This is a genomic window from Limnobacter alexandrii (assembly GCF_005871185.1).
GTDB lineage: Bacteria > Pseudomonadota > Gammaproteobacteria > Burkholderiales > Burkholderiaceae_B > Limnobacter > Limnobacter alexandrii.
In genome coordinates, this window is the sequence record NZ_SWKN01000006.1 from 1,367,172 (window position 1) to 1,392,204 (window position 25,033).

The following is a 25,033-nucleotide window of genomic DNA, read 5'->3' on the forward strand; positions in this document are numbered from 1 at the left end:
CCATGATGCCTTTGCCAAAGCTGAATGATTTACTCAAACCTGCAGAGCAACAACCCTGGCGAAAGCAGTTTGAGCATGCTGCCAATTCTGCCCAGCACCCGGCTTTGCAGTCGTTCTACAAGGGCCTGTTGCTTGAAGAGGATGTGCCCTTGGGCGAGGCCCCCATGCTGGCACTGGATTTTGAAACAACCGGTTTGAACCCGGAGTACGACGACATCATCAGCATTGGTGCGATTCCCATGGATTCCCGCCGGATTTTTCTGGGACAAAGCCGCTATTGGGTTTTGAAACCAGCCTCGAAACTGAGGGCAGACACAATACCGATTCATGGCATTACCCATTCCGATATTGCGCAAGCCCCCGATTTGATGGATGTGTTGCCGTGCCTGCTCGAGATGATGACGAACCGTGTGGTGGTGGCCCACTGCGCAGGCATTGAGTCGAGTTTTCTAAGCGCTGCGCTTCAATACCGGATCGGCGAGGGCATCGTATTTCCGGCCATCGACACCATGGGCATCGAACGGCATTTTTCAAACAATCAGCACTTGGGTCTCTTTGCCCGCATGTTCAGAAAAAACCAGGCGGGTTCCTTGCGCCTTGCCGATGTACGCAGCCAATACAAGCTTCCTTTTTACAGACCACACAACGCCTTGCTGGATGCGTTGGCCTGCGCCGAATTGCTACAGGCACAGATTCAATACCATGGCCTTGACGCACGCCCGGTCAGCCAGATTTTGCCATTGAGATAAGGAGAACAACACCAATGACCACCTCTTTAAAGCCGATACGCTGTGCAGCTGCACTGATGTGTTTGTCCCTGAGTTTGCCTGCGGTGGCCCAGGAAAGTGCCGCCGAGTTGAAAGAGCGGATCCGAGTACTTGAAGCACAGCTTGAAGAAAGCAAACGTGCCTTGGCCAAGGCTGAGCAAGAAAATAAGGTGGCTGAAACCGCCTCGACTGAGCCCGACACCGACATGGCTTTTGACCTGGCGGGTGGCCGATTGAAAGTGGGCGGCGCGGTGCGCGTGAATTACACCGCAGGCACTTACCCGAAAGACACTGGAGGCGGTGAAAGCAGCCGTGCCTTCCCCGATGGTGGCAATGTGGGGTTGGACACTGCACGCATTAATCTGGATTACGAGAACGGCAACGTGCTGGGCAAGTTCGAGTATCGCTTTTACGATGGCTATGGTGGATTTGGAACGGGCTATCACATGTTGCACACCGCCTGGTTGGGCTACAACTATGCCAACGGCAGCCAGGTGCAAGTGGGCGTGAACAGGGTGCCGTTTGGTCCCGGTCCCTATGGCGTTTCGCAAAGTTTTTTCTTCGATCAGCACTACTATGTGGGCCTGTCTGATGACATGGACTTGGGCGTGAAGTATTCATGGACCACAGGCGACTGGAAATGGGACGCCGGGTATTACCTGCAGGATGAAGGCTCTTACAAAGGCGGATCCAAAAAAGCAGACCGCTATTCCTATGATGTGATTACCGACGGTGCGGGCAATGGTTATGCCGAAGAAAACCAGTTGAACCTGAGGGGGATTTACTCCACCAAGCTGGCCGGTATTGATTCTGATTTGGGTTTCTCGACCCAGTATGGCCAGCTTCGCGGCGAGGGTGTCAATGCCCTGGGCAATCCAACGCAAGATGGCGACATGTCGGCCTATTCACTGCACATGGTGAACAAGTGGAACAACTTCACCTTGGCCACACAGGGCACCTATTATGACTACGATGTACAGCAGGCGGGGGTGCCCAATCAGGGCGAGATTTTGATGGGAGCATTTGCATTTCCCACCGCTGTAGCGCAGAAAGCATTCATACCGGCAGTGTCACTAAGTTATTACCTGGAAACACCCTCGATTGGCTGGTTGAACTATGTGATTCCGTTTGCAGAATACAGCTCGATCGTGAAGGATGAAGCCGGTTTCAACGACAGCGAGCTGTACACCATTGGTGCGGCGTTTGGCACTGCTGGGGGCTGGTACACCTATGCGGAATATGCCACCAGCAACGGCAACGATTTTATTGGCGGTGACGGTGGTTTCAACAGCCGCTTTGGTGCTAACCCGGACCAGAAGCGAAACCACCGGTTCAACATCAATTTTGGATACTACTTTTAATCAAAGGTCCTCGAGCGGATGCCTTCCTTGGAATCTTGGTGTCAGAATGTCTTCGATCACAGCGTGGTCGATTTCGCGCAACGATGCCGGTTTCCACTTCGGAGACTTGTCTTTGTCCACCAACAGCGCACGCACACCCTCTGGGAAATCAGGGTGTGCGCAGCAACCCACTGATGCCTGATATTCCAGCCTGAGTACGTCGGCCAAATCGGCGTTGGCATGGCGTTCCATGAGTTCATACGACAAGGCCGCCGAGGTGGGTGAGCCGTGTGCATACGCCTGTGCGGCTTTGGCCAGCCAGGGTTCAGAATGGGTTTGCATGACCCGCAATTCGGTGTCGATGTCGTAAAGGTTGTTGTGGTTCATTACATCGTCGATTGCTTCAGCATGCGTGTGTAATAAGGGCTCTATGGGCTGCGTGGCGAATGACTTCAGCAATGCAGTCAGCAATTCGCTGTCTGCGTTTCTATTGCCTTGCCAAGTGGTTTCTTCAATTGCTTTCAGCACTTCGGAAAACTGACCGTGTTCAATCACCGCGTCTGCCCAATCACCAATCATGGCATCACCTGCATTGATCATGGCGCCAGTCAATGCCAGGAATAAACCGGTTCGTTTGGGCATACGGTGTAAAAACCAGGTGCCTGCAACATCCGGGTACAAACCGATGTGAATTTCCGGCATGGCGATTCGTGCGTTGGGGCTGACCACGCGGTGCGATGCACCCACCATCAGGCCCACGCCGCCGCCCATTACAATGCCGTGCGCCCAACACAACATCGGTTTCGGGTAGGTGTGAATGCGGTAGTCCAGGCGGTATTCACGTTCGAAAAATGCTTCTGCTTCGGGTGGTACCACACCTGCTTCGACCCGCTTGCTGGCGTGGTGCAAACTCACCACGTCGCCACCGGCACAAAAAGCTTTGTCGCCCGCTGCGCTCAGTATCACGCCTGCGATTGAGTCGTCTTCGGCCCACGCCTTTAACTGCGGATCGAGCAGGTCGATCATCGGCAGCGTGAGTGCATTCAGGGCGGCTGGGTTGTTCAATACGGCATGGCCAAATACATGGCCACTGGCGGTTTTGAAGGTGCTGAAGAGTACAGGTGCGGACATGCTGGTAAAGCCAGGTGAGTTGAAACAGGACTGCAAAAGATACACCCATTCCGAGTGCAAATAAAAAAAGCCCGGTGTTTTCACACCGGGCTTTTTTACTGTTGGATCAAATTAATGGTGCAGATCAAAACGATCGGCATTCATCACTTTGTTCCAGGCGGCCACGAAGTCGTTCACAAACTTCTTCTCGGCGTCGGCACCTGCATAGACTTCACACAGGGCACGCAGTTGCGAGTTGGAACCGAAGCACATGTCGGCCAGGGTACCTGTCCACTTCACTTCGCCTGTCTTGCGGTCACGACCTTCCAGCACGCCATCTGCACTGGTTGACTTGCTCCACTTGGTGCTCATGTCGAGCAGGTTGGTGAAGAAGTCGGTGGTCAGTGCTTCGGGGCGCTTGGTGAACACACCATGCTTGGCACCGCCCACGTTGGCGTTCATGGCGCGCAGGCCACCCACCAACACAGTCATTTCAGGTGCAGTCAAGCCAAGCAGGCTGGCCTTGTCGATCAAACGCTCAGCGGCTGTGCCTTCCAGACCCTTGCGGGCATAGTTGCGGAAGCCGTCAGCTGTGGGCTCCAATACTTCAAAGGAATCCACGTCGGTTTGGTCTTGCGTTGCATCGGTGCGGCCCAAGGCAACAGGCACTTTGATGTCATGACCAGCCTTCTTGGCCGCGGCTTCAACACCAGCGGCACCAGCAATGATGATCAGATCAGCAAGTGAAATTTTCTTGCCGTCTTTCGCAGAATCGTTGAATTCGGCTTTCACTGCTTCAAGCTGCTCCAACACTTTGCTCAATTCAGCTGGGTTGTTCGCTTCCCAGTTTTTGTGAGGTGCCAGGCGAATGCGTGCACCGTTGGCACCGCCACGCTTGTCACTGTTGCGGTAAGTCGATGCAGAAGCCCATGCTGTACGCACCAGTTCTGCAATGCTCAAGCCACGGCTCAACACTTTGGACTTCAGCGCGGCAACATCAGCGTCATCAGCCAGCTTGTGGTCCACTGCGGGCACTGGGTCTTGCCAAATCAAATCTTCTTTCGGCACCAGTGGGCCGATGTAACGGCTCTTTGGACCCATGTCGCGGTGAGTCAGCTTGAACCATGCGCGGGCGTAGGCATCGGCAAACTCGTCTGGGTTGTTCAGGAAGTGACGAGAAATTTTCTCGTAGTCCGGGTCCATGCGCAGTGCCAAGTCGGCCGTGGTCATCATGGGCGCGTGGCTCTTGTTGGGGTCGTGTGCATCTACAACAGTGCCTGCGCCTGCGCCACCTTTTGGCTTCCACTGGTGTGCACCAGCCGGGCTCTTGGTCAGCTCCCAGTCGTATTTGAACAGGGTTTCCAGGTAGCCCATGTCCCACTTGGTGGGGTTGGGTTTCCAGGCACCTTCAATGCCGCTGGTGGTGGTGTCGCCCGCTTTGCCCGAACCGTGCTTGTTGATCCAGCCCAAACCTTGCTCTTCAATTGGTGCGCCCTCGGGGGCAGGACCAACCAGTGCGGGGTTGCCCGCACCGTGGGCTTTACCGAATGTGTGGCCACCGGCCACCAACGCTACAGTTTCATAGTCGTTCATCGCCATGCGGGCGAATGTGGTGCGAATGTCGTGTGCAGACAGCTTGGGGTCGGGGTTGCCGTCCGGACCTTCGGGGTTCACGTAGATCAAGCCCATTTGCACAGCGGCCAAGGGGTTTTCCAGGTCGCGCTTGCCGCTGTAACGGCTATTGGCTTTGTCGCTGGTGGCGAGCCATTCTGCTTCGGGGCCCCAGTAGACTTCTTCTGGCTCGTACACGTCTTTGCGGCCAAATGCGAAACCAAAGGTTTTGAAACCCATGGTGTCCATACAGTAGGTACCGGCCAAGGTAATCAGGTCAGCCCATGACAACTGCTTGCCATATTTCTGCTTGATGGGCCACAACAGGCGGCGCGCTTTATCCAGGTTGCCGTTGTCAGGCCAGCTGTTCAAAGGTGCAAAACGCTGCATGCCGGTGCCAGCACCACCACGGCCATCGGCGATACGGTAGGTACCTGCGGCGTGCCATGTCATGCGAACGAAGAATGGACCGTAGTGGCCGTAGTCGGCAGGCCACCAGTCTTGCGAATTGGTGTACAGCGCTTCCAGGTCTTTCAGAAGGGCAGGTACGTCTAGCTTTTTGACTTCTTCAACGTAGTCGAACTCTTCTCCCATGGGGTCTGTCAATGGGGAATTCTGGTTCAACAATTTAATGTTCAAGGCGTTGGGCCACCAGCTTGCGTTAGTGGGTGTGCCGGCAATCGCTGTTTTAGGACCGTCGCCCGTGAAGGGGCACTTTGCATCATTTGACATACTTCTCTCCTTTGTTGCCGTTAATTATTAACTGCTCAATTGAGTGTAGGGGGCTAAATCCTATCAATCAAGTTGTTTTTATAAATTTGCTCTATAGGCACTGACAATTGATATTTTCGACCGCCCGCATGTCTTCCATATTAATCCTGAAAAAAAAGTCGGTCACTCCTCCTCAAATGAATCATATTTTTCAGACAGGAAGTCAATCAATGCGCGCACGGCGGGCAGCATGCCGCGCCTGGAAGGAAACACCACATGAATGATTTCCCGCCGGGGCGACCATTCAGGAAGCAATTTGATGAGTTGTCCCTTGGCCACCTGCTCGGGCACCATCAGGTTTGGCAACTGAACCACGCCCACCCCAGCCATGGCGCTGGCGCGCAGGGCAGTCATGTCGGTGGTGACAAGCCGGGGTGAAAAAGGCACCACCACCCGTTCGCCATTGGCATGCGTCAGGCACCATTCAAAACTGGTTTGCACATGGCCTTGGGTTTGCCCCAAGCCAAGGCTGGGCCATTCGAGTAAATCCTTGGGGTGTTTCGGCACGCCCATTTTTCGGACCAGACGCGGCGAGGCCACCAGGCAAAGCCCCCGGTCGGACAACACTTTGAGCACGAGGTCGCTGCTGTCCAGGGGCAAGGGCCGAACACGTATGGCGAGGTCAACGCCTTCTGCAACCACATCCACCCGTCTGTTGCTGGCCTCCATGTGCACAGTCACTTTCGGATACTTCACCAGAAACTCGGCCAGCATGTCGCCAATGTGAGCATGCAGTAAGGCAATGGGGCAGGTCATGCGGATCAGGCCACGTGGCTCGGAATGATTCTGCTCGATCAGTTCCTGGGCGCTTTCTGCCTCGATCAACATGGCTTTGCAGTGCTGGTAGTAGGTTTTGCCAATTTCGGTGATGTGCAGTTTGCGCGTGGACCGATAAATCAACTGGGTATTCAGGCGTTTTTCCAGTTCGGCTATGCGCCGGCTGACTTTCGATTTCGGCACACCCAAGGCACGCGCAGCCGCCGAGAAGCCATGGTGTTCAACCACCTTGGCAAAGTAATACAAGTCGTTAAGATCCATGGGTATTGTCCTTTAGCGTTCTACTGGCGAAACAATCTGTTGAATTTTTGATGTCTTATCGATAACTGTTCACTTTGCTAGCATATTGCCATTATTCACTGTCAATATGTAAAGGAAACAATCATGAGCAAGCCTTACGTTCGCCTTGATAAAAACAATGCTGCAGTGCTGTTGGTCGATCACCAGGCTGGCCTGCTTTCGCTGGTGCGGGACATCGACCCCGATCGTTTCAAAAACAATGTGTTGGCATTGGCTGACCTGTCGAAATATTTCAACTTGCCCACCATTTTGACCACCAGTTTCGAAACTGGCCCGAACGGCCCGCTGGTGCCCGAACTGAAAGAAATTTTCCCCGATGCGCCTTACATTGCCCGCTCTGGACAAATCAACGCATGGGACAACGAAGAATTTTTGGCGGCGGTTAAAGCCACTGGCAAAAAGCAGTTGATTATTGCCGGTGTGGTGACTGAGGTGTGTGTGGCATTTCCCACCTTGTCTGCCTTGGCCGAGGGCTATGAGGTGTTTGTGGTCACCGACGCATCGGGCACATTCAATGAGCTGACCCGCGATTCCGCCTGGGAGCGCATGACAGCCGCCGGCGCACAACTGATGACCTGGTTTGGCGTGGCCTGTGAATTGCACCGCGACTGGCGCAATGACATTGAAGGTTTGGGTGCGCTGTTCTCGAATCACATTCCGGACTACCGCAACCTGATTACCAGCTACACAGCACTGACGAAGTAAGCGCAAAGCGGTATGATTTTGGAATGAATCCAATCAAACGCATTGAACTTCGAAGCGCCGATTTGGGCGAAGGCATGTTGGTGAAACGTGCCTTGCCCAGTCGCCATCAGCGCATGGTGGGGGCGTGGTGTTTTCTGGACCATGCAGGCCCAGTGAACTTTGCGCCCGGCAAAGGCATGCATGTGGGTGCCCACCCGCACACTGCTTTGCAAACTTTCACCTGGCTGATTGATGGTGAAGTGCTGCACAAAGACAGCTTGGGCAATGAGTTGATTATTCGCCCAGGCCAGGTGAATTTAATGACGGCAGGCCGAGGTATTGTGCATACCGAGGATTCGGTGGTGAACGGTGGCCGCTTGCATGCTGCGCAATTGTGGATTGCATTGCCTGAAGCCCTGGCCGATTGCGATCCTGATTTTGCGCATTATTCCGAGTTGCCGGTTTGGCATTGCGACGGTGTTCAGTTCACACTGTTGGCGGGCAGCTATGGCGATGTGCAGGCACCCACTGCAGTGCATTCGCCCATGCTGGGCATGGATTTGTTCAGCTTGACTGGTGGTGCAGTCACTCTCGATTTGAATCCTGAATTTGAGTACGGATTTTTGCCATTGACTGGGCAGGTGAGTGTGCAAGGCGAAACCTACACACCTGAAGAATTCGCTTACCTTGAGAAAGGTTCAGAAGGCCTAGAGATAATACTTGGCGCCGATACGCGCGTGTTGTTGCTGGGCGGCGAGCCGTTCAAGCAGCCCGTGCAAATGTGGTGGAATTTTGTGGGTCACAGCAAAGAAGCCATTGCCCAGGCCCAGCGGGCTTGGGAGCAGGGCGATGCGCGTTTTGGTGATGTGGGAGAAGCTCCGCGTTTGAAAGCCCCGACCTTGCCCTGGTAATAAATCATTTTTCAGGGTTATCCATGAGCCGGGCTGGCTGTTCGCATTTGAGCCACCATGCTGAAGTCGATTACAGTAGAAGAATCGACTGACACGGAGTGCCCCATGGATTTTTCCCTGACCCCTGCGCTGAAATCACTTCAAGACGAGGTGAGAACTTTCATCGCAGAACAAATCATTCCACTTGAAAAAGACGCACGCCAAACAGCGCACGGTCCCACCGAAGCGCTGCGCGAAGAATTGGTGAGTTTGGCCCGCAGTGCCAGTTTGCTGACCCCCCATGCATCCGTGGAATTGGGTGGTCGGGGCTGGAGCCACATTCAAAAAGCAATTGCGTTTGAAGAGGCGGGCTACTCCACCTTAGGCCCCACGGCCATGAATATTCATGCGCCCGATGAAGGCAATATTCACTTGCTGGAAGTAGTGGCCACGGATTCGCAAAAAGAGCGCTGGTTAAAACCCATGGTGCAGGGAAAAATTCGCTCGTGTTTTGCCATGACCGAGCCTGCACCTGGCGCTGGTGCTGACCCTTCGATGATGCAAACCACCGCTGTGAAGGACGGCGACCACTATGTGATTAACGGCGACAAATGGTTTATCACCGGGGCGGAAGGCGCAAGCTTCGCCATCATCATGGCGAAGATGGAAGACGGCAGCGCCACCATGTTTTTAAGCGACATGAACGCCCCCGGCATTGAGTATGTGCGCACCATGGACGCGATGGATGCCTGCTTCACTGGTGGACACGGAGTGTTGAAGTTCAACAATTTGCGTGTGCCTGCCACCGATGTATTGGGTGAAATTGGCAAGGGTTTTCGGTATGCGCAAGTGCGCCTTGCGCCCGCCCGTTTAACCCATTGCATGCGCTGGTTGGGGCAAGCCCGCCGCACGCACGACATTGCACTGGACTATGCCCGAAAGCGGCAGGCCTTTGGTGTGCAACTGGGTGCGCATGAAGGGGTCAGTTTTATGTTGGCCGACAATGAAATGGATTTGCACACTGCGCGTTTGCACATTTGGCACACCGCCTGGATGCTGGACCAGGGCGAGCGTTGTAATTTTGAATCCAGCCGTGCCAAGGTGGTGTGCTCAGAGGCCGAATGGCGTGTGGTGGATCGCAGTGTGCAAATTCTGGGTGGGCAGGGTGTGACCGGCGAAACCATTGTGAGCCGAATTTTCACCGACATGCGCGCCTTCAGGATTTACGACGGCCCCAGTGAAGTGCACCGATTCAGCATGGGCAAAAAATTGATTGCGGGGTTGCATTGAAATGAACCACACAGATTTGTTTTCAATGCAGGGCAAGCTGGTGCTGGTGACAGGTGCTTCCAGCGGGCTGGGCAAGCATTTTGCACATGTACTGGTGCAGGCCGGTGCAACCGTGTTGCTGAGCGCACGCAGCGTGGACAAGTTGCAGCAGGTGCTTGCCCAAATTCAGGCAGAGGGCGGCAAGGCATTTGCGGTGGCCATGGATGTGAGTAGCTCAGCTTCGGTAAACAATGCCATGGCACACCTGGTTCAAATGTACGGAGTGCCCGATGTGCTGGTGAACAATGCAGGGCAATCGATTGCCAAACCCATGCTGGAGCAGACCGAAGCGGACTGGGACCAAATACTGGACACCAATTTGAAAGGTTGCTGGCTTGTGGCCACTGAACTTGCGCGTGCACTGGCTGCAGCGGGTAAACCGGGTGCCATTGTGAACATCGCCTCCATTTTGGGCGAGCGGGTGGGGGGCTCAGTGGGGCCGTATGCCATTTCAAAAGCTGGTTTGGTGCAGGCCACCAAGGCCATGGCGCTTGAACTGGCCCGCTACAACATTCGTGTGAATGCCATTTTGCCTGGCTATGTGGCCACCGACATGAACAGCGATTTTTTGCACAGCGAACTGGGCGACAAATTGCGCAAGAGAATTCCCTCCCGGCAGTTTTGTGAACTCAGCGATTTGACCGGGCCACTGCTGTTGCTTGCTTCGAATGCAGGTGCAGGCATGACTGGCGCGTGTGTTGCAGTGGACCGTGGCCATTTGGTCAGCGCATTGTAGGGCGGTGGAATGAACGAAACACAGAAGGCATCACTACAAGGTTTTTTGGCCACAGCACTGGCTGCGGACACTGTGAAAATCGTGAAAGCCGCACTGCTTTCAGGCGGTGCCGTGCAAGAGAATTGGGCGCTTGATTTGCAGGTGAGTGGTGGAGAATATTCCGGGCTGCTGAATACCGTGTTGCGCTGTGATTCACCCACCGCAGGTGTGGCGATTAGCCATGGTCGTGCTCAAGAATTTGCATTGTTGCAAACCGTGTTCAATGCCGGGGTGGCTGTGCCTCAACCGCTGTGCCTGTGCACAGACACCGCAGTGTTTGGCCGCCCGTTTTTTATAATGCGAAGAGTAGGTGGTACGGCGGCGGGTCATGTGCTTGTGAAAAACCTTGCTTATGCGCCGGATCGCACCGAGCTTGCACGCCGCCTTGGGCGAGAATTGGCACGCATTCATTCGGTAAAGCCACCTGTTGATGCGCTTGGCTTTTTGCATGCTTACACCGAGTCGCCTGCGCAGTACCGAATCAACACCCACCGTGCTTTTCTGGATCAACACCACACCGCCTACCCAGCTTTGGAGTGGGGTTTGCGCTGGCTGGAACGGCACGCGCCACCGCGCAATTTGATCGCATTGGCACATGGTGATTTTCGCACTGGCAATTACATGGTGGATGAGCAAGGCCTGACCGGTATTCTGGATTGGGAATTTGCCGGGTGGAGCGATCCGCTGGAGGACATTGGCTGGTTTTGCGCCAAGTGCTGGCGTTTTGGTCAAAACGATTTGCAGGCTGGCGGCATCGGCGAGCGTGCGCATTTTTACGAAGGTTATGAAGCAGAGTCGGGTCGCAATATTGATCGCGATCAAATTCATTACTGGGAAGTGATGGCCCATGTGCGTTGGGCTGTAGTGGCCATTGAACAGGCGCAGCGCTTTACTTCGGGTCAGGAAAACTCTTTGCTGCTGGCCTTGACCGGACACATTGTGCCTGAACTGGAATGGGAAATTTTGAACATGACGGAGCACAACCATGCGTGAACAACCCACCGGTGAATCGCTGTTGCAATGCGCCCGCGATGTGTTGAAAAACAATGTGCTGCCCATGCTGCAGGGCGACGCCAAGCGAGACGTGTTGATGGTGATGAACGCGATGTCCATTGCGCAGCGTGAACTGCAGCAAGGTACGGCACCTGATGAACGCGAACAGCAGGCGCTTGCGCAATTGCTGGGGGAACCTGTGTTTGATGTGGCGCAGGCCAATCGTGAACTTGCGGCTCGCATTCGTGCAGGGGTTGCAGACCCGGAAAGCACTGAACGTGCGGCGGTGCTGAATCATTTGCGTGAAGTGGGCAAAAGCCGCTTGTTGGCCAGCAACCCCAAAGTATTGAAAGGCGAATCCGCATGAGTACCTTGGTGTTGATGCGGCACGGCCAGGCTTCCTTTGGCGCGGCGCGCTACGATGCATTGTCGGAAGTGGGGCAGGCGCAGGCACGTGCCACCGGGCAGTGGATGAAAGCGCATGGCGTTACACCGGACAAAGTGTTTCATGGCCCCCGTCAAAGGCAGGCGCAGTCTGCCTCTTTGCTGTTGAGTGAAGCTGGTTTCAATTCACCTGCGTTAGAAAACCCGGCGCTCGACGAGTTTGCCGAAGGCGAAGAAATTTTCAATGCTGCAGAACAATTCTTGGGTCGGTCCATGGCCTTGAATGCAGGGCGCGAACGAATCGAGATATTGCGCGATTACGATGCAACTTGCCGTGCCTGGGGCAATGGTGAGCTGGAAATTCCCGGGCGACTCAGCCTGGTGGATTTTCGTGAACGTCTTGGCGATTGGCTGAATGATTGCACCAGTGGACAACAAGCCTCGGGACAAACCCAACTGGTTGTGACTTCGGCGGGGTCGATCGCCGCGCTGGTGTGTGAAGTGATGAACCTTCCCAACGCCAGTTGGTACAGCCTGTTGCGCGTCATTCGAAATGCATCGCTCACTGAAGTGTTGTATTCGAAGGGCAAATTGAGCTTGTTAAGTTTCAATGGCGCAAGCCACTTGCCCCCGCATTTGAGCACGTCAATGTAAATTCATTGTTGCGTGTCTTTGTTTTAGTCTGCCTGCTCACCCCCCGCTGCATTGCCATGGCTGACAAGCTCCCGTGCAGGTCGCACTTCAATGGAGCCATAACGGGCAGGTGGAATTTTCTCGGCCAATTCAATGGCTTCGTTCAGGTCTTTGGCTTCCAGCATGTAAAAACCGGCGAGTTGCTCTTTGGTCTCGGCAAAAGGACCATCTGTGGTGTGCGTCTTGCCGTTTCGAACCCGAACCGTGGTTGCAGTGTTCACGGGTAACAAAGGGCTGCCCGTGATGAAATGCCCATTGCGGCTCAAATTTTCGACACAGGCGATGCATTCGTTGTTCAGCGAATCCCATTCTTGCTGCGACATGCGGTTCATGATGTTTTCGTCGTAGTACACCAATGCCAGGTATTTCATGTTGGGTCTCCGTAGCGAGAGTCTTCGCGAAGTGATTCTTCGATTGGTCGCACCTCGATTGTGCCCAATCGTGCAGATGGCCATCGAGCCGCAATTCGCAAGGCCTCGTTAAAATCATGGGCTTCGATCAGAAAGATTCCACCCAACTGTTCTTTGGTTTCGATGAACGGGCCATCGGTGGTGATCAGCCGGTGATCCCTGATTCGCACCAGTACCCCATGCTTGGCACTTTGCAGGGCGTGTGTTGCAATCAGGTGACCACTGGCTTTCAATGAATCTACATAGGCCAAGGTTTCCTGTCGCAAAGCCAGCCACTCCTGGTGCGGCATGGCTTTGAACAGGGCTTCTTCCTCATGGGCAAGGCACAGGTACTTCATTGCACATCACCCTGAAAGTTGATCATCCATGGAATACCGAAACGATCCACCCACATGCCGAAACGTTCTGCCCAGAATGTTCGTTCGAGTTTCATGGTGATGGTGCCGTTATGTGACAAGGTGTCATAAATTTTTTCTGCATCGGTTGCATTGTCCACCGTAATTTGAACGTGCATGCCTTGCGGTTTGGTGTACATGCCCGGTGGCGCATCGCAGGCCATCAAAGTCCAGGGGCCGATTTTCAATTGGGCGTGCAGAACCTTCCCATGCCAGTGATCGGGGACATAATTCTCCGCATCGCTGCCTTCAAAATACATGCAGCATTCAATTTCGCCGTCCAGTGCATCCGCATACGCGGCCATCGCCTCCTCGCAATTGCCGTCAAAGTTCAAATAAGAACACATGATTTCAGGTCGTTTCATGATCGACTCCTTCTTCAAGGTTGGGCATCGAAAATGGCTTTGCCAGATTCGGGATCGAAGGGGGAGGAGTAATGCTCGTGCGCAATTTTCCATTCACCGTTCTGGTGTCGCATGCACACTGTGGCCCGCATCCATCCGATATTTTCCTTGCCGAAATCTTGCACCGATCCGCATCGGGACAGGTAATGGCACAGCGCCAGGTCTCCTGAAGTGTGAATGGCCAGTTGGTGAATCTCCATGATGATGCCGCCACCACACAGTTCCATGCAGTACTTCCAGTGGTCCGTGTAATCGGCTTTTCCAACGATGTGCAGCGCTTTGACTGCGTCAAACGACACAATGTCATCGCTGTAGTGGCTCATGATCCTGTCCAGGTTTTCATCGACTACAGCTTGCTGCCAGCTATCCAGTACTGCCTTGATTGCGTTCATGCTCACTCCTTTGTGGTTCCTTGGGTTGGTGCTTCATGAATTAGTCGAACGGCCAATCTGCAAATCGACAATCGATCAAAAATTTTTTATTTACTCTTTCAAAGCGTTGATGCGATTTTGTAGAAAACGTTGCTCCGGTCCTTGCCGGGTCAGTCGAAGTGCGGCCTGGTAGGCGTCTGTGGCCTCGTTGAGTCTGCCCAAACGTCGGCACAAGTCCGCGCGAGTGGCGTGCGCCAGGTGGTACTCGGTCAACTGACCTTGCGCAAGCAATTCGTCCACCAGTGCAAGGCCTGCTTCGGGGCCGTCGCGCATGGCCACTGCCACAGCGCGGTTCAGTGCAGCCACCGGTGAGTGGGTGTGTTCCAGCAGGGCGTCGTACAGCCCCACAATTTGTATCCAGTCTGTTTCCTCGGCGCTTGGCGACTCAGCATGCACCGCACTGATCGCAGCTTGCAGGGTGTAGGCACCGAAGCGTCGCGTGGCCAACGCCGCCAGAACCAGCTCGCTGCCTTCCCTGATCTGGGCCTGATTCCACAATTTGCGATTCTGGTTTGCCAGCAGAATCAAGTCGCCTTCAGGGGTGCTGCGTGCTGTGCGGCGCGAGTCGTTGATCAGCATCAACGCCAGCAGACCCATCGCTTCGGGTTCAGGCAATAATTCCACCAGCAAACGCCCCAGTCGAATGGCTTCACTGCTCAGTTCCTGGCGAATCAAGGCATCGCCAGCTGAAGCGGAGTAGCCTTCATTGAAGACCAGATAGATCACTTGTAAAACCGCATGCAGACGCTCCTGAAGTTGCTCTGCTTGTGGCACTTCGTAGGGAATTTTGGCATCGCGGATTTTTGTTTTGGCACGAACAATTCGTTGGGCCATTGTGGATGTGGTGCTGAGAAATGCGCTGGCTACCTCTTCTGTCGAAAGACCGCACACCTCGCGCAGGGTGAGTGCAAGCTGCGCCTCGGGTGACAGGCTTGGGTGGCAACAAACAAAAATCAGTCGAAGGCGGTCGTCTTCGATGCTGTCATCCGCGTAATCCGGTTCATGGTGCAATTCTTCTGCCAGTGTGTCGGCGACCTCTTCATACGAGGTATCAAATTTTGCGCGCCGACGAATCTGGTCAATGGCTTTGAATCGGGCTGTTGAAACCATCCAGGCGCGGGGGTTTGCCGGTATGCCATCGCGCTCCCATTGCTGAATCGCAATTGAAAAGGCCTCTTGCATCGCTTCTTCAGCCAAATCAAAGTCGCCGAGCAAGCGAATGAGTGTGGCCAGAATTCGCCGTGATTCCTGCCGGTAAAACGTGTGAAGCCATGGTTGAAGGTCGGTCGTCATTGCATTGAATTAACATTGATTAATACAAATGATAATAATTATCATTATAATCGTTGAATCTTCCCCTTTCTCTTATCTTCTCATGAACTTTATCGAACCCAAATTAAACGTCTTGACCGTGGCGGTGTTGACTGCCTTGTCCTTTCCAGTATTTGCCCAAACCACTGAGTTGTCTTCCGTTCAGGTCAATGCCAGTGCCGATGCCTCAGCCGAGGGCCTTGCACCGGAATACGCAGGTGGCCAGGTGGCCAAAGGCGGCCGTGTGGGTTTGTTGGGTACCCAATCGAACATGGACACGCCTTTTAACCTGACCAGCTACACTTCAAAGTTGATTCAAGACCAGCAAGCGGCCAATGTGGGCGAAGTGCTGCTGAACGACCCGGCGGTGCGTGTTGCGCGCGGCTTTGGCAACTTCCAGCAAGTGTATTTGGTGCGCGGTTTGCCGATTTTTTCAGACGACATGTCGTACAACGGTTTGTATGGTTTGTTGCCACGCCAGTACCTGGCAGCGGAATTGATTGAGCGTGTGGAAGTGTTGCGCGGTGCGAATGCGTTTTTGAACGGCGCTGCGCCCGGTGGCACAGGTTTGGGTGGTGCCATCAACGTGGTGCCCAAACGTGCGCCCAACTACGACATCAATCAGGCCACACTGGGTATTCAGGACGGCGGAGAGGCTTATCTTGCAGGCGACTTTGCGCGCCGCTTCAACGACGGTTCGACTGGCGTGCGAGCGACCATTGCCAAACGCGACGGCGACACCAATGTTGAAGGGGAATCGCGTGAGCTGACCTTGTTCGCATTGGGTGCAGATTTCCGCAGCGACAAACTTCGAATTTCCGCAGACCTGGGTTACCAAGAGCACAATTTGCAGGCCTCGCAGCCCAATATCACGATTGCAGCGGATGAGGCCATTCCGCCCACACCGCGCGCTGACCGGAGCATTGCACAGCCTTGGACCTTCTCCAATTCAGAAGACACTTTTGGCACTGTGCGCGTTGAATATGACTTCAACGACACTGTGACTGCTTGGCTGGCTGGTGGTATTCGGGAAGGTGTAGAGGCTGGCAATTTTGCCAACCCAACGGTGGATGAGCCCAATGGCGACTATGATGCCAACCGGTTTGCGAATGTGCGTGAAGATTCTGTTCAAACCGCCGAAGCCGGATTGCGTTTCAAGTTCAACACCGGTGCAGTGAAGCACACCGTGAGTACCTCGGCCATGATTTATGAGTTGGAGTCAAAAAACGCCTTCAATTTTTATGACAGCTTTTCAGGCAACATCTACAATCCACAGCCTGTGCCAGAGCCCACGGTGGTGACGTTTCCAGGCGGTAGTTTCAACAGCCCTTTTGTTACAGAAACCAGCAAAAACTCCAGCTTTGCAATTGCAGATTCAATGGCCTTCTTGAATGAAAAATTGTTGCTGACTTTGGGCGCGCGGCATCAGGAAATCGAAGCGATGAGTTTTAATGCGGCGGACGGTTCACAGTCAGCCAGCTACTCGGAAAGCGCCACCACACCGGTTGCCGGCGTGGTGTTCAAGATTAACCCGCAGTATTCGGTGTATGCCAATTACATTGAGGGTTTGGTGAAAGGCGAAACTGCGCCGCAGACTGCAAACGGCCAGGCCGTGACCAACGCAGGCACCGTATTCAAACCTTTCAAAACCGAGCAAGTTGAGTTGGGTGTGAAATACGACGGTGGCAACGTCGGTGGCTCGGTGTCGGTGTTTCAAAGCGAGAAGCCCAGTTACGGCATTGACAGCACCAACACCTTCTCTCAAATTGGTGACCAAACCAATGAGGGTCTGGAAATTATGGCGTTTGGCAAAGCCAGCAAAACCGTCACGGTGCTGGGCGGCTTGAGCGTGTTGAACACCGATGTCGATGGGCAGGATGCAATTGGCGCACCTTCTGCACAGGCCAATGTGGGCCTGGAATGGAGCCCTGAGCAGGTGCAGGGACTGGCGTTTGAAACCCGCGCAATTTACACCAGCAGCCAGTACGCTGATGCAGCCAATACGCAGGAGGTGCCTTCATGGACTCGTCTGGATTTGGGTGTGCGTTATGTGATGCCGGTGGGCAATGATCAGGCACTCACACTTCGTGCACGTTTGGACAACGTGACGGATCGCAACTACTGGGCATCCGCAGGTGGCTTTCCAGGCTCCGGCTACTTGACCATTGGCAACCCGCGTACCCTGACTGTGTCGGCTTCGCTCGACTTTTAATCTGACTTGACCATACGCACATCGAGTTGCCCTGAACGCACATGCAGGTCGCGTTGCGGGAAAGGGATCTCGATGTTGTGTTTGCGAAGTTCAGTTTCAATTTCCCACAAAAACAAAGCCTGCGTGCGTTTGGGTCGTGACATCAGTTCATTGCCCACCCAAAGTACCAATTCAAAATTCAAACTGTTGTCACCAAACTCAACCAGCCAAACTTCAGGCTTGCGGGTGGGGTTGTCAGTAATCGCGCCTTCAACGCGATTGGCTGCATCCAGTGCAGCTTGTCGCACCTGTTCCTTTTCGCAACCATAGGCCACGCCGAACGGAACATGAATTCGCCGAAACTTTTCACTGAAACTCCAGTTGATGACTTGCCCATTGATGAATTCAGAATTGGGCACAATGATGTCCACATTGTCGCGTGTCGTGATGCGAGTAAAGCGCAAGCCTATTTCATTGACAACGCCAGTGGCACCCGAGGACATTTCCACGAAGTCGCCGATCTTCAGGCTGCGCTCCACAATCAGAATGATGCCCGACATGAAGTTGCTGAAAATATTCTGCAACCCAAAGCCAATACCTACACCGATTGCACCGCCCAGGAAGGCCAGACCACTCAAGTTAAAGCCGATGTAGGACAGACCCATCAATGTGCCCACAACCCAGATGGTGTAGCGAAGCAGTCTGCCCAGCAGGTACATCGTTGACTCATCAATGCCTTTGTAGGTTTTGCCTTTGGTGGTGCGTTGAATGATTTTTTCGACTGTGGCGGCCCCCCACCAAGCCAGCACAATGATGAACAAGAGCCCACAATGCTGGCCATTGAAAATGTACTTTCTTCGGAATTGAACAGAGGCGTGGTTAGCCACTGGTAAGCCAGTGACAAGAACTCGGGCATGGATTCCATGACTTTCCTGTTTTGTTAATGGACACATTATTTTTAGTTTTAACATCGAAAAGGCCTCGAATACTTGGCTGTGGAGCATATTGCGCTGCAAGGTTGACCCTCGCTCGTGATTCATTCAAGATGTAACTGCTCAGTCACATCTGTGTTGCTGTACCCCATTGCGCCCGCTTCGCACGCCTTACTGGAACAACACAATGCTCACCCGTTTTCTGCCTGTTTCGCTGGTCTTGGCCAGCCTGTTTGCTGTTAGCCAAGCCCAAGCCCAGGTCAAAGGCCCGGAAATTCCACCGAACTTGATTGGAGATGTGTCGCGGCAACTGATGAAAGAAATGAAGCCGTTGGACAAGCCGCTTCACATCAAGATTTGCATTTTCGATATTTTGGGCAAGGCTGGGCCCGTGTTCAGCGTGGCTCAAGACATTGCATTGGAAGCACGCAAGTGGAATGTGTTTGCTGAGCTGATTCCCCACACCAATGAAACTGTGGCCACCGAATCGTTTCGTACCGGGCAATGTGAGGCTGTGGGTATTACCACGCTGCGGGCACGCCTGTTCAATCAGTTCATGGGCAGTTTTGATGCGGTGGGTGCGCTGCCATCGTACGATCATGTCAAAACTGCATTGCAGGTGTTGATGGGCAGCGATGCCTTGTACGACTTGTCGATTCAAGGCAAATACCAAGTGGTGGGCATGGCCCCGCTGGGTGCAGCGTATGTCATGGTCAACGATCGTTCAATTGATTCCATCGAGAAAGCCGCTGGCAAAAAAGTGGCAGTGATGGATTGGGACAAAAGCCAGGCCAAAATGATTCAGCAGTTGGGTGCGCAGGCCGTGCCCAGCGATATTACAAATTTCGCACAAAAATTCAACAACGGTGTGGTGGATATTGTGGCTGCGCCCGCTGTGGCTTTTGCACCGCTTGAGTTGTATCGTGGGCTGGGCACCAAGGGTGGTGTGTACAAAATGCCGCTCTTGAATGTGACCGGTTCAGCGATTATTAACCGCACGCGGTTGGAAAAAGAAATTCCAGACCTGGATGATCGCTTGAAGAAGATGCGCAAGTTTGGCTTGGGCTTTATTGACCAGGCGCTGGACGCAGTGAGATTGATTGAAAAGCAGGTGCCCGCCAAATACTGGATGAATGTAACGCCTGCGGATCAGGAAAAATACAATGTGATGATGCAGCAGGCGCGTGTGCAGCTCACGCAAGAGGGTGTGTACGACAAACGCATGATGAGCCTGCTGAAAAAAGTACGTTGCCACCACACACCCAGTGCTGCGGAATGCAGCACGAATGTGGAATGAGCCGATGCACACTGTGCTTCCTTACTGCCTGAGGTAACTGGCCGCTTGGCGCTGGGCCAGGCGAATCAAATCACCTTGTGCAATCGATACATCAATCAGGTGAAAGCCCCAGTTCATGCCACCAATGAATTCACCGGGATAGTCGTCTGCACGGGGATCGTCGGGGTCTGCAACAATGCTTGCTTCAAGATAACTGACGCCATTGGGCCCCACCTTGCATTCCCCTTTGATTTGCCCTGGCATGGAATAGTAGGGCGTGGGAATGGTCAGGTTGCTGATCGGATTGGCATACGGCCCACCGGGTCCACGGGGTATCAGCAACAGCCTGAACACTGGGGGCTGTTGGCGTGGAATGATGGGGAACAAATCCGACTGACCACCCGCCAATGCTGCCGGGTTGGTGCACAGCGCTTGTGTGCCTTCCTCGCTGCTCAAGCCAAAACGTGGGTCTTCAAGCTGCGGGTCTCCGGCACGATAGGTGACAAAAGCCACCACACAGCCCAACTGGCTGCCACTTCGGCAAGCGGGTACTTTCTGGAAAGAAGCACCCACATCTCGACCTGTGGGCACCAGCACATTGGTGCCGGGTATGTGGGCAGAAATGAAACGACTCATCAGCTCGGGCCGGGTTTCAATTTCTTCAGCAATCAGTCTGCGCAAAATACCTGAACCCTGTGAATGACCGACCAGAATGAATCCACGTCCTTCACTTTGGTTGGCGATGTATTCCTTGAAGGCGTCCAGCACATCGGCATAGGCCACCTCGCCCGCATTGGGCGCAATGTCGATGCCACCCAGTGCGCCTGTGAAAGTGGTCAGGCCCAGCGCGGTCAAGGTGCGTTGCCGGTACACCGGTGCAAATTGGCGGCACACTTCGCCGTATCGGCCAAATTGAAGGGCGGTGGTTTGTTGCTCTTGCAGATCGTCATTCAAATCTGAATTACCCGCCAGGTCGATACTGGTTGTGGGGTACACGTAAAAGCAATCTACCTGGGGTGCCGTGGCGGGTGTATAGCTGAGCGTTGTGGCAGTGGCATCGGCGGCCACCGCAGTGCTGTCAAAGTTGCCGTTACACACGTTGCTGGTCCCCATCAAGTCGGGGTGACACAACCAATTGCTGGTGCCGGTGTAGATCGTGCTTTGATAGCCCGGAAACGGGTTGGTGGTGTTGGCGGCACTCGCGCCCACGCGTGTGCCTGAACTGTTTGTGCTGCTGGAGTCGCCGCCACAGGCAGACAACATCAGTGAAACCACTGCTGTACTCATCAAAAACCTGTAATTCACAATGTTCTCCCGTCACTGCATGTGGCCCCGGTGGCCGTTACATCAAATGCTTCGCTGACACCTTCAAACTCTTGAGGTGATCCTGCTGGCACTGCCACACCACGGTGTTTGATTCGGTACTTGCCAGCGGGCGTGTTGGCCGGAATTTTCCATTCCGCCAAGGCGGTGGACACAAAGCCGGGCAGGGGCACAGGGCTGAGGTAAGGTGTGGGCTCGAAAGGTTGCCAGCGGAACAGAAGTTCGGGCGCGCGGTCGTGGGTGAAACTTTCCCATTCACCTTTCGCATTCATTCGCTCCACTTCGACAATCGCCAATCCCCGGGTTTTCATATTGCGGGGGTGCGCGCTTTGAAATTGAGCCGTCACGGTGTTGCCAGCAGCCACCGTGGGTGTGGGTTGTGCCAGTACATCACCAAATGCAGCACCAGGTGCCTGATCAAATGGCACATAGGGTGGGCGCGGAATCGGGTTGCTGGTCACCGTGCGGGGTGGGCCAGCGGGCGGCTGGTTTTGCAGCGCCAAAGACATTGCCAACCTGCGGCTTTCCTGTTGCACGGCAGCCAGGGTCCAGGGCCCAAACTGTGTGGAAGCGCCTTCGTACTGCTGAATGGAATATTCTTCGCGTGTGGTCAGGTAGTTCACAAAGTCGTTGCTCAAACCACTGATGATCACCTGATCAATACCCTGCGGCTCCAACACTTCCAGCACTGTTTGGCGAATGCGTCGTCCGGCCATGGTGGTGATTTCCCAAGGCAAGCCCAATACGGCTACATTGCCAATGGTGAACAACTGGAATGGCAGCACATTGTTGCTGAAGTTCAGGGGTGGGCCAAGCACAAACAGCACCGGTTTTTCAGCTTGGCAGCTTAAGCTGGTGCCCACCGGTATGGCGTCAAAAGGCAGATCGTTCAAATTACACAGCACTGCGGTGGCCAACACTTCCGGTGGCAGCTTGCCTGCGGCCAGCGCAGCCAGGTCGCGGGTGAGGCGGGCCGGGTCGGTGCGGCCGTTGCAGCTTGCACCTTCCACGGTGGGGCCGGGGCCATCTTCTGCACCTGCACCAAACGACACACCCATGGCGGCGGTGCAGGTTTTCTTCACCGCACTGTTCAGCGATTCCGGGTGGCGCAGTGAATTCAACACCACAGGGTCGGTAATTTCAACCTCGTCCATCTTCACGTGAAATTGTGCAAAGTTCACGCCACCCCTCACCATCTGGTTGGCATCGCGGTACAAGGTCAAGGCTTTCGCAAGCTGTTTGCTGCCGTTGATTTCAACCGCTTTCAATTCGTCGGTAGAACCGCCGCGTTCTTCAAATGGTTTGTCCTTGAAAAAAATATTGGGGCTGCTGTCGCCTTCGTCGGTTTGCGCGAATGCAGCGACGAAGGTGTCTCTTCCAGCAGGTGCTTCATACTGCGTGCCCATCAATTTTTCAAACGCCAGTGCCGCCCAACCTTTGTTGTCGGAAGAAATCAAAGGGTTGGTATTGCCCGTGGTGGTGGGGTGTACACCAAACCAGTTGATTTGCCCAATCGGTGTGCCATCGGCACGGCGCAGTTTCAAAAGCGCCATTTCCTTGTTCACATTCTGGCTTTCACCGCGCTGGTTCAAATACTGGTTGCGTTCTTCTTGCGGGTTTTGGTCGTAAGCAATCGCAGAGCGATTCACGTTGGCATTGAGCAGTTCACCGTTATTGACCAATAAGCGACCTGGTTCCGGGTTGGCTTGCAGGTTGGCGTGTGCGCGGCGAATGGCCTCCACAATGCCATCGACAATGAAGTTGTAAACCTCTTCATCGTGCCCCAGCCGGAAGGCATTGAATGCGGTGAAGTGTGCGTAGCCGCCCGGCCCGGCATGGGTGTGGGTGGCATTCAGCATGATGTTTTGTTCGTTGTAAAAGCCGGCCAATTCCGTGTCGGCGGCCACCTTGTTCAGCACCCCTTGGCGCACAGCATGGAAAATCATGCCCAGGTCGTTGACCACATACACCAAGCGTTTGCCGTTGCAGGGGGAACCAATCACATAGGCGCGTGAAAACTGGCGTGTGTGTAATCCAAGGCTTGCATGGGTGGGGCTTTCATAACCCATCATCACGGAACCCGCTGCGGGGCCGGTAATGTCGACAATGCCTGTCCCCATGGTAAACGCAGTGTTGTTTTTGCAAGCGCCACTGTTCAAACCTGTGCTGGGTTGAATGTTGCTGTTGGGCGTACTGGCCGGGGTAATCGAGGGTCTGTCTTGCCCCTCACCAATCAATAAGTTTGGATCGGTCAGCGCGCACTGCAAACCCGCAGTATCAACAAACTCATTGTTGCCGGGGTTTTCATTCGGATTGGTGCGGCCATCGCTGACAGCCGGGTTGTTGCTGTTGCCCAGGCAGCCTGCCAGTGAGGCCAAAGCTGTCAGGTAAATCAGGGCGAAAACAGCGCGGTGCAGGGTGCTTTTCATTGGTGGGTGTTTTTCTGTGTGTGGTGTCTCCTTGGGTTCTTACTGCGCAGTTTGGTGCGCAGATTCAGCGGGGGCGGGCAAGCGTTGACCTATGTCGTGTAACCGACACTAGTCACTTTTGAATCCAATTTGGCAGGAGCACAGTAAAAACTTAAAAACCATAACCACCATTATAATTTTAAGACATGATCAAGACACCTCGCCATGTGGTGGCTCTTGCAGCTTTGGGGATGCTGCTGGCCGCCTGTACTTCAGAAGACAACCCTGCAATTTCCAGCAATTCAGTCACCGCGATTCAATCTGCCGGGCAAGCACAGGGCAATGCAAACGTCGCCCCGAACTCTGCTGTCGAACACGATTGGTCTGCACCAATTGATGGATTAACACCTGCTCAACGAACCCGGTTTGAGCAGGGCAAAGCGATGTTCGAGAAAGTGTTCACACCCAGCAGTGGGCTTGGAGCGGTGTTCAATGCACAAAGCTGCGTGGAATGCCATGGGCAACCGGCGGTGGGCGGTACCGATGCCACCAAAACCATTCAGCGTTTTACCACCTTGCTGGCGCCGCACTTTGCTGTGGGGCTGGTGACACAGGCCGATGGTGCGCCCCATGTGCATGCACGCTCGGTGGCCACTGAATTTCCCGATGAGGTGCCGGGTTGTGTGTTGGGTGGTGAGCGCGTTCCTCCACATGCCATGGCCAGCACCACGCGGGTAACCCCCCACCTGTTCGGTATCGGATTGCTGGAGAATATTCCAGACAGCACCTTGATCGAAAATGGTTTGGCCAGCGCACAAGCCAATCCCGAAGTGAGCGGTCGCCCTGGTTTGATGTTTCCCGGCGGTGTCAACGATTTGAATGCAGCAGACCAGTTGGTGGGCCGTTTGGGGGCACGCGGTTTTGTGGCCGATGTGCAATCATTCACACAAGGCGCATTTTCAACTGAACTGGGCATTGCCACTTTCCACCCCTTGTTTGCCGCACCTGTGCGGCCCAAGGGCAACCTGGCCACAGCCGATTGCACACCCTTTGTGGGTGAGGCAGTCAGCCTTGCCGAAACCCAGGCCACGGCTGATTTTCAGCGCTGGCTGGCGCCACCCCCCAAGCCTGATTTAAAAGGCATTTCCTTGCGTGGCCAGCAGTTGTTCAACGACATTCAATGCAGCAGTTGCCACACACCGATGATGAAAACATCGCCCATGGCGCCCGCACCCTTGAATGACCGGGAGGTGTGGTTGTATTCCGATTTGCTGCTGCACGACATGGGGCCGGCACTGGCCGACAATGCACCCGAAGGTTTGGGCTTGCCCAATGAATGGAAAACAGCGCCGTTGTGGGGTGTTGGTCAAACCGACAAACCCTTGTTGCACGATGGCCGTGCTGGCCGGGATTTCGTCAAAGCCATCGATTTTCACGGCGGTGAAGCTGAGGGCGCAAAACGCCGCTTTCAGGACTTAAGCCCTGAAGATCAAGCGGCGTTGATTGCATTTCTGAAAAAGCTCTAAGG

At 54.3% G+C, this 25,033-nt stretch carries 23 protein-coding genes; 12 read left to right on the forward strand and 11 right to left on the reverse strand.

What is annotated here, in order from left to right; genetic code table 11:
- The first annotated feature begins 2 nt into the window (after positions 1-2).
- Both FCS97_RS06780 and FCS97_RS06785 read left to right on the forward strand, forming a co-directional pair.
- Entirely contained in the window at positions 3-749 is a 747-nt protein-coding gene (locus FCS97_RS06780; RefSeq protein ID WP_138517628.1) for a 3'-5' exonuclease, read from the forward strand.
- Between the two features lie 14 nt (positions 750-763).
- Positions 764-2,128 (forward strand): hypothetical protein, encoded by a 1,365-nt coding sequence (locus FCS97_RS06785; protein WP_246065927.1) that lies wholly within the window; start codon positions 764-766, stop codon positions 2,126-2,128.
- Here the strand turns inward: FCS97_RS06785 and FCS97_RS06790 are convergent, their stop codons facing one another.
- From FCS97_RS06790 to FCS97_RS06800, 3 genes are all read right to left on the reverse strand, one after another.
- Positions 2,129-3,238, reverse strand: coding sequence for an enoyl-CoA hydratase/isomerase family protein (locus tag FCS97_RS06790; protein ID WP_138517629.1), 1,110 nt, complete (start codon positions 3,236-3,238; stop codon positions 2,129-2,131).
- Positions 3,239-3,349: 111 nt separating this feature from the next.
- Positions 3,350-5,560 carry a catalase/peroxidase HPI gene (katG, locus tag FCS97_RS06795; protein WP_138517630.1) on the reverse strand — a complete coding sequence of 737 codons (2,211 nt, stop codon included), beginning with the start codon at positions 5,558-5,560 and terminating at the stop codon, positions 3,350-3,352.
- Positions 5,561-5,722: 162 nt separating this feature from the next.
- On the reverse strand, positions 5,723-6,637 hold the full coding sequence (locus FCS97_RS06800) for a LysR family transcriptional regulator (RefSeq protein WP_138517631.1): 915 nt from the start codon (positions 6,635-6,637) through the stop codon (positions 5,723-5,725).
- Between the two features lie 123 nt (positions 6,638-6,760).
- On the opposite strand from FCS97_RS06800, the gene ycaC reads away from it, so the two are divergent.
- The 7 genes from ycaC to FCS97_RS06835 all read left to right on the forward strand — a co-directional run bounded on the left by ycaC (position 6,761) and on the right by FCS97_RS06835 (position 12,385).
- The gene (ycaC, locus tag FCS97_RS06805) at positions 6,761-7,381 is read left to right on the forward strand and encodes an isochorismate family cysteine hydrolase YcaC (protein ID WP_138517632.1); all 621 of its coding nucleotides are present in this window, start codon (positions 6,761-6,763) and stop codon (positions 7,379-7,381) included.
- 23 nt (positions 7,382-7,404) lie between these two features.
- Positions 7,405-8,271 (forward strand): pirin family protein, encoded by an 867-nt coding sequence (locus tag FCS97_RS06810; protein WP_138517633.1) that lies wholly within the window; start codon positions 7,405-7,407, stop codon positions 8,269-8,271.
- Positions 8,272-8,376: 105 nt separating this feature from the next.
- Positions 8,377-9,540 (forward strand): acyl-CoA dehydrogenase family protein, encoded by a 1,164-nt coding sequence (locus tag FCS97_RS06815; RefSeq protein WP_138517819.1) that lies wholly within the window; start codon positions 8,377-8,379, stop codon positions 9,538-9,540.
- A 1-nt stretch (position 9,541) separates the two neighbouring features.
- A complete protein-coding gene (locus tag FCS97_RS06820; protein ID WP_246065931.1) occupies positions 9,542-10,315 on the forward strand; it encodes an SDR family NAD(P)-dependent oxidoreductase in 774 nt (257 codons plus the stop codon).
- A gap of 9 nt (positions 10,316-10,324) precedes the next feature.
- Positions 10,325-11,347 carry a phosphotransferase family protein gene (locus FCS97_RS06825; protein ID WP_138517634.1) on the forward strand — a complete coding sequence of 341 codons (1,023 nt, stop codon included), beginning with the start codon at positions 10,325-10,327 and terminating at the stop codon, positions 11,345-11,347.
- Positions 11,340-11,714 (forward strand): DUF6285 domain-containing protein, encoded by a 375-nt coding sequence (locus tag FCS97_RS06830; RefSeq protein WP_138517635.1) that lies wholly within the window; start codon positions 11,340-11,342, stop codon positions 11,712-11,714. The genes FCS97_RS06825 and FCS97_RS06830 overlap by 8 nt, the downstream gene beginning before the upstream one ends.
- Positions 11,711-12,385: a histidine phosphatase family protein gene (locus FCS97_RS06835; protein ID WP_138517636.1), complete on the forward strand. Its 675-nt coding sequence runs from the start codon at positions 11,711-11,713 to the stop codon at positions 12,383-12,385. Before FCS97_RS06830 ends, FCS97_RS06835 begins: the two co-directional genes overlap by 4 nt.
- A gap of 23 nt (positions 12,386-12,408) precedes the next feature.
- Here FCS97_RS06835 and FCS97_RS06840 read toward each other — a convergent pair whose 3' ends face one another.
- From FCS97_RS06840 to FCS97_RS06860, 5 genes are all read right to left on the reverse strand, one after another.
- Positions 12,409-12,795: a YciI family protein gene (locus FCS97_RS06840; protein WP_138517637.1), complete on the reverse strand. Its 387-nt coding sequence runs from the start codon at positions 12,793-12,795 to the stop codon at positions 12,409-12,411.
- Entirely contained in the window at positions 12,792-13,172 is a 381-nt protein-coding gene (locus FCS97_RS06845) for a YciI family protein (RefSeq protein WP_138517638.1), read from the reverse strand. Before FCS97_RS06845 ends, FCS97_RS06840 begins: the two co-directional genes overlap by 4 nt.
- Positions 13,169-13,594 (reverse strand): VOC family protein, encoded by a 426-nt coding sequence (locus FCS97_RS06850; protein ID WP_171035195.1) that lies wholly within the window; start codon positions 13,592-13,594, stop codon positions 13,169-13,171. The genes FCS97_RS06845 and FCS97_RS06850 overlap by 4 nt, the downstream gene beginning before the upstream one ends.
- A gap of 14 nt (positions 13,595-13,608) precedes the next feature.
- Positions 13,609-14,025, reverse strand: a complete 417-nt coding sequence (locus tag FCS97_RS06855) for a YybH family protein (protein ID WP_138517640.1) — start codon at positions 14,023-14,025, stop codon at positions 13,609-13,611.
- 90 nt (positions 14,026-14,115) lie between these two features.
- A complete protein-coding gene (locus FCS97_RS06860) occupies positions 14,116-15,357 on the reverse strand; it encodes an RNA polymerase sigma factor (RefSeq protein ID WP_138517641.1) in 1,242 nt (413 codons plus the stop codon).
- An 82-nt stretch (positions 15,358-15,439) separates the two neighbouring features.
- On the opposite strand from FCS97_RS06860, the gene FCS97_RS06865 reads away from it, so the two are divergent.
- Positions 15,440-17,587, forward strand: coding sequence for a TonB-dependent receptor (locus tag FCS97_RS06865; RefSeq protein ID WP_138517642.1), 2,148 nt, complete (start codon positions 15,440-15,442; stop codon positions 17,585-17,587).
- On the opposite strand, the gene FCS97_RS06870 is transcribed toward FCS97_RS06865, so the two are convergent.
- On the reverse strand, positions 17,584-18,387 hold the full coding sequence (locus FCS97_RS06870) for a mechanosensitive ion channel family protein (RefSeq protein ID WP_212746440.1): 804 nt from the start codon (positions 18,385-18,387) through the stop codon (positions 17,584-17,586). The genes FCS97_RS06865 and FCS97_RS06870 overlap by 4 nt on opposite strands.
- A 298-nt stretch (positions 18,388-18,685) precedes the next feature.
- Between FCS97_RS06870 and FCS97_RS06875 the strand changes: the two genes are divergently transcribed.
- Positions 18,686-19,795 carry a putative solute-binding protein gene (locus tag FCS97_RS06875; protein WP_138517644.1) on the forward strand — a complete coding sequence of 370 codons (1,110 nt, stop codon included), beginning with the start codon at positions 18,686-18,688 and terminating at the stop codon, positions 19,793-19,795.
- Between the two features lie 21 nt (positions 19,796-19,816).
- Here FCS97_RS06875 and FCS97_RS06880 read toward each other — a convergent pair whose 3' ends face one another.
- Positions 19,817-21,061 carry a DUF3089 domain-containing protein gene (locus tag FCS97_RS06880; RefSeq protein WP_138517645.1) on the reverse strand — a complete coding sequence of 415 codons (1,245 nt, stop codon included), beginning with the start codon at positions 21,059-21,061 and terminating at the stop codon, positions 19,817-19,819.
- A gap of 14 nt (positions 21,062-21,075) precedes the next feature.
- Entirely contained in the window at positions 21,076-23,526 is a 2,451-nt protein-coding gene (locus tag FCS97_RS06885) for a neutral/alkaline non-lysosomal ceramidase N-terminal domain-containing protein (RefSeq protein WP_138517646.1), read from the reverse strand.
- A gap of 185 nt (positions 23,527-23,711) precedes the next feature.
- Between FCS97_RS06885 and FCS97_RS06890 the strand changes: the two genes are divergently transcribed.
- On the forward strand, positions 23,712-25,031 hold the full coding sequence (locus tag FCS97_RS06890; RefSeq protein WP_138517647.1) for a di-heme oxidoredictase family protein: 1,320 nt from the start codon (positions 23,712-23,714) through the stop codon (positions 25,029-25,031).
- The last annotated feature ends 2 nt before the right edge of the window (positions 25,032-25,033 follow it).